Origin of the sequence: Vibrio sp. VB16, assembly GCF_015594925.2 — a bacterium.
In the GTDB taxonomy this organism is placed as follows: Bacteria; Pseudomonadota; Gammaproteobacteria; order Enterobacterales; family Vibrionaceae; genus Vibrio.
Genome location: NZ_CP087591.1, coordinates 967,378 through 980,455, shown reverse-complemented (window position 1 = coordinate 980,455; position 13,078 = coordinate 967,378). Strand labels below are relative to the sequence as shown.

General features: G+C 41.7%; 11 protein-coding genes and 1 pseudogene. 9 read left to right on the top strand and 3 right to left on the bottom strand.

Annotation, left to right across the window (positions count from 1 at the left end):
* The first annotated feature begins 57 nt into the window (after positions 1 to 57).
* The 4 genes from IUZ65_RS20830 (at position 58) to IUZ65_RS20815 (ending at position 4,861) form a co-directional block, all read left to right on the top strand.
* Positions 58 to 1,173 (top strand): phosphoserine transaminase, encoded by a 1,116-nt coding sequence (locus tag IUZ65_RS20830; protein WP_195705936.1) that lies wholly within the window; start codon positions 58 to 60, stop codon positions 1,171 to 1,173.
* Positions 1,174 to 1,224: 51 nt separating this feature from the next.
* Positions 1,225 to 2,394 carry a 3-phosphoglycerate dehydrogenase family protein gene (locus IUZ65_RS20825; protein WP_195705935.1) on the top strand — a complete coding sequence of 390 codons (1,170 nt, stop codon included), beginning with the start codon at positions 1,225 to 1,227 and terminating at the stop codon, positions 2,392 to 2,394.
* A gap of 582 nt (positions 2,395 to 2,976) precedes the next feature.
* Positions 2,977 to 3,999: an outer membrane beta-barrel protein gene (locus IUZ65_RS20820; RefSeq protein ID WP_195705934.1), complete on the top strand. Its 1,023-nt coding sequence runs from the start codon at positions 2,977 to 2,979 to the stop codon at positions 3,997 to 3,999.
* 331 nt (positions 4,000 to 4,330) lie between these two features.
* The gene (locus IUZ65_RS20815; RefSeq protein ID WP_195705933.1) at positions 4,331 to 4,861 is read left to right on the top strand and encodes a lipocalin family protein; all 531 of its coding nucleotides are present in this window, start codon (positions 4,331 to 4,333) and stop codon (positions 4,859 to 4,861) included.
* Between the two features lie 45 nt (positions 4,862 to 4,906).
* Here IUZ65_RS20815 and IUZ65_RS20810 read toward each other — a convergent pair whose 3' ends face one another.
* Both IUZ65_RS20810 and IUZ65_RS20805 read right to left on the bottom strand, forming a co-directional pair.
* A complete protein-coding gene (locus tag IUZ65_RS20810) occupies positions 4,907 to 5,746 on the bottom strand; it encodes a helix-turn-helix domain-containing protein (protein WP_195705932.1) in 840 nt (279 codons plus the stop codon).
* A 122-nt stretch (positions 5,747 to 5,868) separates the two neighbouring features.
* Positions 5,869 to 6,690 carry a GNAT family N-acetyltransferase gene (locus IUZ65_RS20805; protein ID WP_195705931.1) on the bottom strand — a complete coding sequence of 274 codons (822 nt, stop codon included), beginning with the start codon at positions 6,688 to 6,690 and terminating at the stop codon, positions 5,869 to 5,871.
* A gap of 233 nt (positions 6,691 to 6,923) precedes the next feature.
* On the opposite strand from IUZ65_RS20805, the gene yegD reads away from it, so the two are divergent.
* Entirely contained in the window at positions 6,924 to 8,276 is a 1,353-nt protein-coding gene (gene yegD, locus IUZ65_RS20800) for a molecular chaperone (protein WP_195705930.1), read from the top strand.
* A gap of 38 nt (positions 8,277 to 8,314) precedes the next feature.
* On the opposite strand, the pseudogene IUZ65_RS20795 reads toward yegD, so the two are convergent.
* Positions 8,315 to 9,105, bottom strand: a pseudogene (locus IUZ65_RS20795) (LysR family transcriptional regulator).
* Positions 9,106 to 9,209: 104 nt separating this feature from the next.
* Between IUZ65_RS20795 and IUZ65_RS20790 the strand changes: the two are divergent.
* The 4 genes from IUZ65_RS20790 to IUZ65_RS20775 all read left to right on the top strand — a co-directional run bounded on the left by IUZ65_RS20790 (position 9,210) and on the right by IUZ65_RS20775 (position 13,058).
* Positions 9,210 to 10,115 carry a DMT family transporter gene (locus IUZ65_RS20790; protein WP_195705929.1) on the top strand — a complete coding sequence of 302 codons (906 nt, stop codon included), beginning with the start codon at positions 9,210 to 9,212 and terminating at the stop codon, positions 10,113 to 10,115.
* Between the two features lie 89 nt (positions 10,116 to 10,204).
* A complete protein-coding gene (locus IUZ65_RS20785; protein WP_195705928.1) occupies positions 10,205 to 11,905 on the top strand; it encodes a vWA domain-containing protein in 1,701 nt (566 codons plus the stop codon).
* Positions 11,905 to 12,453 carry a sigma-70 family RNA polymerase sigma factor gene (locus tag IUZ65_RS20780; RefSeq protein WP_195705927.1) on the top strand — a complete coding sequence of 183 codons (549 nt, stop codon included), beginning with the start codon at positions 11,905 to 11,907 and terminating at the stop codon, positions 12,451 to 12,453. Before IUZ65_RS20785 ends, IUZ65_RS20780 begins: the two co-directional genes overlap by 1 nt.
* Positions 12,450 to 13,058 (top strand): hypothetical protein, encoded by a 609-nt coding sequence (locus IUZ65_RS20775; protein WP_195705926.1) that lies wholly within the window; start codon positions 12,450 to 12,452, stop codon positions 13,056 to 13,058. Before IUZ65_RS20780 ends, IUZ65_RS20775 begins: the two co-directional genes overlap by 4 nt.
* Positions 13,059 to 13,078 lie beyond the last annotated feature (20 nt).

Here is a 13,078-nt window from a genome sequence, read left to right as displayed (position 1 = left end):
TACTCATTGACTTGATTCAACCTATTTTCGAATCGGCTATCGCCACCAAGGAGCATTATGAAACCTCAGAAACAGCCTGCTAACCCTAATTTCTCTTCAGGCCCCTGCGCCAAACGTCCAGGATACGATGTAAGCCAACTCGATTTATCCACTCTGGGACGCTCCCACCGCAGTACAATTGGTAAAGCCGCCTTACAGTCGGCGATTGAACAAACAAAAGCAGCGTTAGAACTTCCAGAAGGTTACAGAGTGGGTATCGTGCCTGCATCAGATACTGGAGCAATGGAAATGATCCTTTGGTCCATGTTGGGTCAACGTCCTGTAGATATTTTTACGTGGGAATCGTTTGGTGAGGAATGGCTCACCGATGTAACCAAGCAGCTCAAGCTCAACGACGTCCGCCATTTTGGTGCAGATTATGGACAACTGCCAGACCTTAATCAGGCTAATTCAGATCATGACGTCGTGTTTACTTGGAATGGAACAACCTCAGGTGTATGTGTACCTAATGGTGACTGGATAGAAGATGATCGAGATGGGTTGACTATCTGTGATGCAACCTCTGCTGTCTTCGCCATGCCAATGCCTTGGGATAAATTAGACGTTACGACCTACAGCTGGCAAAAAGTGCTGGGTGGTGAAGGCGGGCATGGTGTTATCGTGCTTAGCCCAAGAGCCGTGGAACGGTTAGAGAGTTATACTCCAAGTTGGCCGATGCCTAAAATCTTCCGCTTAACCAAAGGGAATAAGCTTATTGAAGGTATATTTAGCGGCGCGACTATCAACACACCATCTATGTTGTGTGTGGCCGACTACTTAGACGCACTTCAATGGGTTGACTCTATTGGTGGCCTCTCTGCATGTATCGCAAAATCACAGGAAAACTTGGCCGTTATAGAAGAATTTATTGCCAATAATGAGTGGATAGATTTTCTGGCAGCAGACTCTCATACTCGTTCGAATACGAGTGTATGCCTCTCTTTAGACGCAACACCAGAACAAGTTAAAGCGTTAGTAAAATTGCTGGATGTTGAAGGTGTCGCCTACGATATTGGAGCTTATCGAGATGCACCAGCTGGCCTTCGAATCTGGTGTGGCGCCACGGTTGAATCAAGCGATCTTAAAACACTACTTCCATGGTTAAGCTGGGGTTATCAGCAGGTTAGTAAATAATCACACGCCCTTAAAAGAATATTGAATACAACGTATAAGAGAGCCATGCTAATGCGAAAAATTCGTACCTACAATAGTATCAGCCCCCATGGATTGGACTGCTTTCCCCGTGATAGCTATGAGGTCGCCAGTGAGATAAGCGAACCCGACGCCATCATGTTACGTAGTCAAAACTTACATGACATCTGTTTTCCTGAGCGAGTTAAAGCCATTGCACGCTGTGGCGCTGGTGTTAACAACATTCCAGTGGGTGATTGCACCCATCAAGGGATTGTCGTATTCAACACGCCCGGAGCAAACGCCAATGCAGTAAAGGAATTAGTCTTAACTGGCATGTTAATGTCTTCGCGAAAAATCGTTAACGGTATCGATTTTACCAGAATGCTTGTTAGTGAACGCAATAACCCTCAGTTTTCAAAGTTGGTTGAAAAAGAGAAGACAAATTTCGTAGGTTCAGAATTATCAGGTAAAACGTTAGGGGTTGTTGGTTTAGGTGCTATTGGAGCAAGTGTCGCACACGCGGCATTGGCTCTGGGTATGAAAGTGGTGGGTTACGACCCTGCACTTAGTGTCGATACGGCGTGGCGACTCTCTTCGCAAATACAACGCGCAGAAAATATGCAGTGGCTCATTGCACGCAGTGATTTTATCAGCTTGCATGTACCAGCCAATGAACATACCAAGGACATGCTCAATACAGAAACCTTATCTCACGCGAAACCTGGTTCCGTACTGCTGAACTTCGCTCGTGGTAGTATTGTGAATCAACAAGCCCTCCTCGCTTCACTAGAGCAAGGGTTGATTAAGCAATACGTATGTGACTTCCCATCACCAGAACTTCTAGAGCATCCTCAAGTCATTCTGCTACCGCACTTAGGGGCAAGCACGCACGAGGCCGAACAAAACTGCGCCACAATGGCCGCCGATCAACTGATAGACTTCCTTGAAAATGGTAATATTCGCAATTCAGTAAATTTTCCAACGATTAGTTTAGATAGAACGAAAGGCTATCGAATTGCTTTTGCTAACGACAACGTTCCGAAGGTATTAAGTCAAGTTCTTCTTGTTCTCTCTGATTTGGAAATCAACGTAATTGACATGCTCAACAGAAGCCGCGATGACATTGCGTACACCATTGTCGATATTGAATCTCAACCTACTGAGCATTTGCTGGCTAAAATAACCGCAGTCGAACATGTTTTTAATGTCAGTACATTTTAATATATGCCACAAATTAGGCGTACCTCGCTGTGCGTCTAATTTGTGCTGTAACGTACTATAGGTTTATTCCTGCAAACTATCCTTACGTTATCTCTACAACATGAACATTCTTTTACTTATCACTATCTAGAATACATTGGCCTAATACACGTTATTATACCGTGGCATAGACAACCTATGACAATCGGAAATGATCTGTTCATTATATTAATAAATACAACTATTTTTTAAAAATAACTTTAAATACAATAAATTATGAGCAACTCATTCAAGCTATATATGCCCCATAAGAATACTACATAGAGTTAAACATATAATATTCAAATACTCATAATAATACAGCACACGCATCATCTCAGTTATATAGCATATGTCATTTAAAAAATTAATATTACGCTATTATTACTGTTAGAAAATCCGTTTACCATAATGCCCTTCAACGCAGACCTTAACTGCAACTATTAACCATATTACTTTAAATTCAACTTACATTACGGTTGAGTTTTATTCACAACCAGAATCAAGGTTAATTATTGATTCAATTAATGAGCAAATTTTAACATTTATGTTGAATGGAGAATTATGAAAAAAATAACATTATGTCTATTAGGTGCAAGTATCGCGTTCAATGTGGCCGCCGATGAGAGTGGTTTCTATATTGGTGGAAAAACTGGCTGGACTCATTTTTCTGGGAGCTGCGAACCACTAAGTTTAGATTGCGACAAAGAAGCGATGGGTGGCGGTTTATTCCTTGGTTATAGCATCAATGATTGGCTTGCAATTGAAAGTGGTTATGATTACTTGGGTAAAGCTAAGGCTACTTACCCGAGTTCGAGTGAATCATCAATAAACGCTTCTAATAGCACGAAAGTCCAAGGTGTAGAACTCGGTCTTAAAGCCGACTATTACTTGGCCGATAGATTAAATATTTTTGGTAAAGTCGGTGGGTTCAGATGGCAAGCTGAACAAAAGATGCAGGAACCAAACCGTAGTAACCGTAATACAGACGACGGAACGTCTTTAATGCTTGGTACCGGTCTTGAGTATCAGTTATCTGACCAATTAAGAACGAGATTAGAATACCAATGGTTTGATGATATTAGTGGTTCCGACGTTAGCTTTTTAACCGTAGGTCTTGCCTATACGTTTGGCTCTACAGATAAAGCCACTCCCGTCACAGAACCAGAAGTGACTATTGTTGAGCCTGAAGCGATTGAGCCTGAAGTCATCGAACCTGAAGTGGTGAGCATCAATGAATTAAGTAGCTATGCTCTGTTCAAATTTGATGGCACTACCTTATCATCAGAAGCAGATGGGCACCTGAGTCCAATGCTAAAGAGACTTCAAGATCATTCAGAAGCACAGCTGTTCATTATTGGTCATACCGATTCTCAAGGTTCAGCGAGCTACAATGAGCAAATCTCTCTACAACGAGCACAAAGTGTCGCTTCCTATTTTGAAAATAATGGCATTGCGGCTAATCGTATTCAGGTTGAAGGCCGAGGGGAAAGTGAACCAGTTGCTGACAACAGCACGCTAGAAGGGCGAGCACTAAATCGCCGCACTGAGGTCATTTCACCATCGTTCAGCCAATCAGCGCCATAAAAGGCTTGTTATCATAAACCAACCTTCAAGCCCTTTACTTTGAAAGTAGGTCTATAAACACGCTTTAGATATAAAAAACCCTGAATCAAGATTCGGGGTTTTTATATCTCTATTTTTGAGTAAGTAACCTAATTTCACCCGACTACAAAGCGCCATACCGATCTGGAAAATTAATTTGTCCGCAATATGAACGTCATAGAACAGACATCAATGGGTATGAAAGCCCGTTATTAAGCCGTTTCTACTATCAATTATTCTACTATTACTTACCCATTTTATTCTTTTTTAGGTATAGACTTAAGGAAAGCTTTTTAATCAGAAAGGAAAAAGAATGAAAGCGTTAAGAAATTTGACCATATTATTTATCTGCATTCTTACATTGTCAGGTTGTACCGGTAAACCGAACGATATCGAACCTGTTGCCAATTTTGATCTCGATAACTATCTAGGTAAATGGTACGAACTTGCCCGGCTAGATCACAGCTTTGAGCGTGGGCTCAGTCATGTCAGCGCAACGTATTCTGTCAATGATGACGGATCTGTGCGTGTCATAAACCGTGGATGGAAAAAAGAAGACAAAGAATGGAGTGAAGCAGAAGGTAAAGCCAAATTTGTCATCACACCCGATATAGCACATTTAAAGGTGTCGTTCTTTGGGCCATTCTACGGCAGTTACATTGTCTTTTATTTAGAGCCTGATTATTCAACGGCACTAATCAGTGGCTATAACACCGACTATTTTTGGATTTTGTCTCGCACACCAACGATTGGTCAAGATAAAATGGACAAATACATCATGATAGCGAAAGCGGCTGGATTTAATACCTCAGAGCTTATCTTTCCTATTCAGGAACCAAAATAGTTAATTTAACAACGCTCTGGTTTGTAGACCGGAGCGAAACGCGCTTCACGAAGATCTGACGCCCCCATACACATCGATAGTTAATCCTCTCTCTTTCGCATAGTTTTTTGGCGTCAGTCCAATCTGTTTCTTCAAATGCCTAATGAGATGAGGCTGATCACTAAACCCAAATTGGAATGCAACCTCAACCCAATCTATCTCACTAGTACTGCGCTGATAGAGATATTCTAGCATCTGTTCTAATTTGTTCATTGTCTGACATTGTTTCAAAGTTAGGCCCGTCACTCGACTGAAGCTTCTCTCTAGCGTCCTTTGCGAACAAAATAACGCGCTACTTAGATCGGAAATAAGGGTATGACCAAGGAGTGGAAGGGCTTTGTTAGTGAGTTCGCTGTGTTGATCGTCTTTGGCGTTTTCAAGCCATGGTTGCAATAACTTATCCAATTGAGCACAGCAAAGATTGGGGCTATTTCTCGCACAATCAATAAGGTCAAGTTCGACTAACCCATTCATACTAAATAGGCTGGTCAAATTGAACGCTTCTACAGCGTCCAACATCGGGTGGGCGCACGTGGGTATTTTTAATGAATACAAAGCACCAATACGAAACTTAATGCCCAGATGTACAAAAGCTTGTGAATGGTCCAACTGCAAGGTTTGCTGATGAGGAAATAACCAATGACTCCCCTTCCCTTCAACTATTACAGGGTTCATGTCGTAACGATATTCTTGATTCGAAGGCGAAAGTATCAAGTGCGCGGATGGGTCTGGGTTTAGCTTTGGATATTGGTGGCTTGTTGCATCCGATCGTTTTTCAATAAACCAATAACACTCAATATACTTTGCTACGCTTGGTAATTCTGGAGCCTGAAGCCAATGAATCATTGTGTTGTATAACCGCGATCATTTTTATCATCTGACTATATGCTAAATAGAGACGAAATTCAGTGTTCTTGTAATCAAAAAAGACTCAAACGTTTATAGCATATGAACCTAATAGCAACAGGTTAAGCACGATCAAATTCGAACTGAACAATTCGATTTGAAGAAGTAAGCCCCGCTCGCATGATCGCTTTTTGAGCGCCTGTATTATCGCTTTCAGTTGAACACATCGGTTTTAAACCTTGCTCGGCAGCTCTATTTATTAGGAACCGTAACACTCTAGTAGCAATTCCTTTTCCTCGTTCAGATTTCGCCACAATCATACCCATATCAGCAAATTCGACCTGATGCTCATCGAATAAACGACACTCTCCTGAGGCGACTAATTGTTCATTTATCCAATAACCCCAAAGCTCTTGGCGCTGAATTAAGTTATCGTAGTATCCAGATAACCATTGCTCCGGAGCACCGATAGCGTCGGCGGCAAATTCTACAAAACTTTTAAGCTGTTGCTGATTGGCCATTTTCATTTCTAACCATTTTGTTTGGTTAGCTTTACTTGTTGAATTTTGTTGATACATCAAAGCATTGACCGTAAATGATGACGAATTATCTAAACATAGCGAGAGATAATCCGTTTCAGCCGTACTGACAAATGCCCCGATAACCTCACCTATATCGACACTGTTTTGCTGTGCAATTAAGGTAAACAATTCCGTTGGCTGTACCTTAGCCACAGGCGACAGATAAAACTGCAACAGATAGCCATCCCCATTAACGCAACAATATCCGACTAGAGCATTATCCTCATAGAACCCAAAATGATCCGACATAGGAACAAATCCAAAGTGCCACATGCCATCCAGTGGGGCGGTAGTTTTCGCAAAATAAGCGGCTCTTAATTCACTGATCTCACCTATTGACTCAATTTTTTTTATTTCTAACATCGCTTTTCTACCTACCAAATTCAATTAACTATCATTTTAGACGGTGAGGGCAACTAACTTTCGTCCGCCTCCCACACCTGATGGCTAAAATAATAGTTTATGCACCCACAGTAAGATTGAATAAAAACGACAGATTATTAAAAAAATGAATAAATCAATTGACCTGACTATGGGGGTAGCCCTTATAGTGTTGCGCTTTTCGACTCGCCTATTTATCTTCAAAGAGGTTGTTAATGGCCATTGGTTTTGATTTCGGTACTGCTAACTGCTCGGTAGCACATATTATTGATGAGAAGGTTCACGCTGTCCCATTATCTGGAAGTGATATTTATTTGCCATCAACACTCAGCGCACCCAATGCTGAGTCTGTGTCCGAGTACTTGTTCCGGATTCTTGATATTAGACCGGCTAACGCTATCGGAGAGTCCGTACTCCGCCGAGCTATTAAACTTAATAAGGAAGAGGGGTTAACAGTTCGACCAGATGACATTCATTTTGGTCAAGCGGCATTAGACCTTTACTTAGACGACCCCAAAGATGTCTACTATGTACAGTCACCTAAGTCTTTTTTAGGCACACAAGGCTTGCGAGATGTGCAACTCTCTTTCTTCGAAGATCTCATCTGCGCCATGATGGCAAACGTAAAAGAGAAGACAGAACTCGCTTTAAATAAGCCCGTATCTGCTGTAGTTATTGGTCGTCCGGTTAACTTTCGTGGTCGCGGTGGTGAAAAATCCAACCAGCAAGCCGAAGGCATTTTGCAACGCGCAGCGACTCGAGCGGGTTTCAAGCAAATTGAATTTCAATTTGAACCTGTGGCAGCAGGGTTCGAATATGAATCTAAACTAACTTCAGATAAAACCGTATTGGTCGTTGATATTGGCGGCGGTACTTCAGATTGTTCTTTAATTCAAATGGGCCCCACCTGGCAAGGAAATCAAAATCGCTCCGAATCCCTTCTTTCACATAGTGGGTTATCCGTTGGCGGAAATGATCTTGATATTTCGATTGCATTCAAAAAATTCATGACCGATTTTGGTCTGGGCACGGAACAGTTATCAGGCTTACCTGTCCCTATTTCTCAATTTTGGAACTGTATTGCCGTCAATGATGTCGTTGCCCAAAGAGACTTTTATAAATTTGATAATTTAAAACCGATCTACGAACTCATCAAAAATGCAAAGCAGCCAGAAAAGCTAAAACGCTTAGCCTATGTTCATAAAGGGACGCTGGGGCACAGTGTTGTCCGAGAAGCTGAATTAGCAAAAATTGCACTCGGCGATCAAGAGGAATACATTTCTACTCTTAATCTATTAGAAGAAACCCTTGATATTAGACTGCTTAAAGAACAGATGGCAGATGCGATTTCAGAACCTGTAAGAAAAATCACGCAGATGGTACAAGAGGCAGAGAAACAAGGGCAAGTAAAACCGGATATTGTCTATATGACTGGCGGTTCAGCGCGTTCTCCCATACTGAGAAATGCGATAAAATCAGTGTTACCAGATACAGAAATTGTTAGCGGCAGTTATTTCGGGTCGGTAACCGCAGGTTTATCTCGCTGGGCGGACCTCTGTTTCAAATAACTTAAAATGTACATTGCCTCAGCATCACCAATGCATGCCTATCGGTAATCTTGCATCTGCTCGTGCAGGTATTCTACAAATAGCTTTAATTGAGCTGGTACATATTTCGATTGTAAATATTGTGCAACTATTTGCCCCTGATAGCGACCGATTAATCTCCAATCAGGGAGCACTTCTACCACCGCTCCTGACTGAATAAGTTCGTTAATAGTAAACTCTGGAAATACCGAAATGCCTAGCCCTCTTAGCACAGCATCTTTTCTTATTTCGGTATGATTTGCTGCAAAATTTCCGTCGATATTAACCGTTTCTATGTTGTGTCCACGATTAAACGACTATTTCCTAATAATTTGGCAACCAAGCCTTCAACGGGTTTATCGGTAATATGGATGACAACATCTACCTCATTGCCGATTGGATCAATGAAATGATCTTCGGACTGAATCTGAATAGAGACCTTAGGGTAGGCTTTCAGGAAATCCAAAATAATTGGCGATAATACTTGTCTAGCCAAAGCCTTAGGCGCCGAAACCCGAACCAAACCAGAAATCGTATCCGATTCTGAATAGGCAGCATTCACTGCCGATTTGGCGGAGTTCACCATATCGATACAGAGACAAAAGACCTCTTCACCGATTGTACTCAGGCGCAGGCTTCTGGTGGTTCTTTCAATCAATTTTTGCTGCAGTGCATTCTCTAGTCTTGCTACCGAGCGGCTAACAGATGAAGGCGCGACACCAAGTTTTATTGCCGCTCTTGAAAAACTGCCTTCTTCAATGACAACAACAAAGGTAGCCATCTCTGGTAAAAGTACTAACAACTTATTCATATCCACAACGCAACAATCCTTTCCATTTTGGCCTATTGTTTATCACAGAGTACTAGTTGATAGTGGACTAATCAATCACGTAAATACTCTGAGATACCCTGACAATGAACATAGCAACTGAATCTAAACAACGTTCTACCTTTACGTTTCCAACCACTGAGGTACTGTTACTGCTTGTCGCCATCGTATGGGGAACCAGCTATGGCTTGACAAAAAGTGCGCTCACTTACACCTCGGTACTGTTGTTTATTGCTATTCGGTTTTCCATGACTTGTTGTTGCCTAATACCTTTTGTTTTGAATGACATTGCAAAACAAAGGAATAAGGATTGGATAGTGTCATTACCAACGGGATTTATATTGGCCGCTATCTTCTTCTTTGAGGTTTATGGCGTAAGCAAAACTACCGCAGCAAACGCCGCATTTCTTATTAGTCTCAATGTTATTTTTACTGCCTTTATTCAGAACATAATCAATAAAGAGAAGCCGAGTGTTGAGTTAATAACACTTTGTTCCTCGAGCGTTTTGGGGGTGTTATTGCTCACTGATTCTTTAAACCTGAGTGTCTCACTCAACGCAGGCGACTACTGCATCCTCAGCGCTGCCGTGCTTCGTGCATTAATGGTCACAACAACAAGACGACTAACCAATGGCAAGCAAATAGCGAACACAACGCTTACTTTTGTTCAGTCTTTTGTCGTCGCCGGTTGCTCCGTTATCGCACTTTTTACCACGGTAGAATACTCGATAATATCTCTGCCAACCGAACTTAGCTTTTGGCTATATGTTTCTTATTTGGTCCTATTCTGTACGCTGCTGGCTTTCTTTGTACAAAACTATGCGGTCAGAAAAATTTCTGCCACCAAAACATCGCTGTTAATGGGTAGTGAACCTTTGTTTGGTGCAATATTTGCTTATTTTTGGTTAAACGAAACCTTTACCGCACTGCAACTGTTCGGTGCTGCTATTATTTTGATTAGCGTAATTTTAACTTCCAATCGAAATATTTAGCTTTAAAAAAATATAGAAAATAAATAACCCCTTCTGAAAACTCATCCGTTTATATAGGAAACAGACTGAGTACACAGAAGGAAAAACACATGACTTTACGCAAGATATCAACGGTATTCACAGCGCTGACCGTAGTAATGGGTTGCAGTGACCAGATAGCTAACGAGCGAGACCAAGCATCAAACTCAGACACACAACAGGTCGCCACAACCGAAGTGGCTACTCGTGAGACAAAAATTCACGCTATAGAAGAACAAGAAATGTATGCGTCGGCGGTATTGGAAAGACAATCGAAATCCAAATTGTCTAAACAAGCCGTACGTTCTGCGCACGTATCTCAAATGGATATGATGCTAAGAGTAGAACCGCCGACTTACAACCAAGATCGTGATAACTACCTTGAAAGTGTCAGTAATAACGTGCATCAGGTACTTAATACCCCTCTATCCACGTTCTCTATTGATGTGGATACTGGTAGTTATGCCAACGTTCGTAGTTATCTCAATATGGGCCGTAAACCCCCTACCGACGCCATACGTGAAGAAGCTTTCATCAACTATTTTGACTATCAATACGCTGCATCACAGGACAAAAACCAACCCTTTTCGGTGAATACCGAAATTGCCCCTTCTCCTTGGAACGAGCATCGACAACTGCTTCGAATCGCACTTAAAGGTTATGACGTCCCACAGGCTGAACGTAAATCTTCAAATCTGGTTTTCTTAGTCGATGTTTCAGGCTCCATGAATGAAGCGAATAAACTGCCCTTACTGGTACAAAGCCTTTCAATGTTAGTTAAGGAGCTGAACGAGAAAGACACCGTGAGCCTAGTGACCTATGCTGGTCATTCAAGTGTCGTACTCGAGCCAACAAAAGGAAATGAAAAAGAGACCATTACCAACGCACTAAAAAGCCTTTCTGCGGGAGGAGGAACCTACGGAGAAAGTGGCATTATCATGGCCTACCAACAAGCACGTTCTAATTTCATCAAAGAGGGAGTAAATCGCGTAATCTTGGCAACAGATGGCGATTTTAATGTTGGTATAGCGAGCATTGATGCATTAAAAGAGATGATTGCCAACGAACGTGACAAAGGGGTATCACTAACAACACTTGGCTTTGGTCGCGGTAATTACAATGATGCGATGATGGAACAACTCGCCAACATTGGTGACGGTAATCATGCGTATATTGATACCTTACATGAAGCTAAAAAAGTTCTGCTCCGTCAGATGAGTGGCACATTACAAACCATTGCGTCGGATGTGAAAATTCAGATTGAATTTAACCCAAACATTGTCAAAGAATACCGTTTAATCGGATATCAAAACCGTATTTTGAAAGACGAAGACTTTAACAACGACAAAGTAGATGCAGGTGAAATTGGCGCGGGTCATACCGTAACGGCACTATACGAAATCACACTTACAGGCGAAAAAGGCCAAATAGACGACCTACGGTACGACCGTAAAACTATAGCAGCAGAAAATTTTGAAGGTGAGCTAGCGCAAGTGAAGGTACGTTACAAATTACCAGAGTCAGAAAAGAGCGTTTTGACCACGAGCATCGTAAGCAATCATCAGATAAAAGAACGCTTTGACCATGCCAGTGAAGACTTCCAATTCGCTTCTAGCGTGGCTGCATTTGCTCAAAAGCTCAAAGACAACGACTATTTAGATAGCTTATCCTATGAGAAAATTGCTGATATTGCCCGAGAAAATCGTGGAAAAGACCCGTACAATTATCGTGGAGAATTTATTAGCTTAGTTGAATTAGCACAGAGTCTTTAATGAAAAACAGAACCGATGAACAACTAATGGCAGCATTCGGAAATGGCGAGCAAAACGCTTTTTCCGAGCTGTATCAACGGCACAAAGACCCGCTCTATCGATTTTTTGTGAGGCAGCTTGAACCCTCACAAAATGCTCACGCGGAAGAGTTGTTCCAAGACGTATGGTTTCGAGTTGTCGACAAGAGAGAGTCCTATACACCGTCGGCCAAATTTACCACCTGGTTGTATAGAATGGCGCATAACTTGATTATCGATGAATATCGAAAACGCATGTCTGAAAAAGCGTATAGCGCACAAATCAATAATGAAGAATTCACTGAATTACATGATCCAACCGAACAAAATAAAGGCGCGATAAAACACTGTATGTCATTACTTGCTCCCCTCCAACGAGAAGCCTTTTTATTGCGATACGAATCCGGTTTCGAATCAGCGCAAATCTGCACGATTGTTGACGCAAAACCAGAGGCGATAAAAACCCGCCTTCGATATGCATTAGATCAATTACGCCAATGCCTAACACGCAAACTAGGAGGTCAAGAATGAACCGACCACTAAAAGATGAAGAGATGGTTTCGCTATACCAACAAGGCGCAACAGAAACACCTTCAAGTGAACTGGATGAAAACATTCTTGGCTACGCGAAGCGACAAAGCAAAAAGCAGAAAACATGGTGGCCGCACATAGGATTAGCAGCATCGGTCACTGTTGTCACACTTCTTTCGCCTTGGAATTGGTTAGATCAGACGTTGCAAAATCCGACCGAGCAGGAACAATATAATGCGCTTCCACTTATATCGGAAATTGAATCAGAGAATCAAATAATGCGTGACGCACCAAAATTGGAATCTCGCAATATCAAAGCCAAAAAGGTCGAATCTGACGCATTATTATTACGTTCAATACAAGAAAATGCATCGCAATCTAACGCCAATAAAAGGTTGATGAAAAACAGCGAAAAATTAGACATGACAATGGCTATGCCAGAGGCCAAAGAACAATATTTGTTTGAAGACATCGAATGGCTATTAGCCAATGGTGAAAAAGAGAAAGCACGCGAACAATTACTGGAAATGCTCAACGATGACCCAGAAATTGAAGAATTATTACCTCAAAAATTGAGAGACTTACTCACAAGTAAAACGAAATAACACAATTTGAATATTGGGTT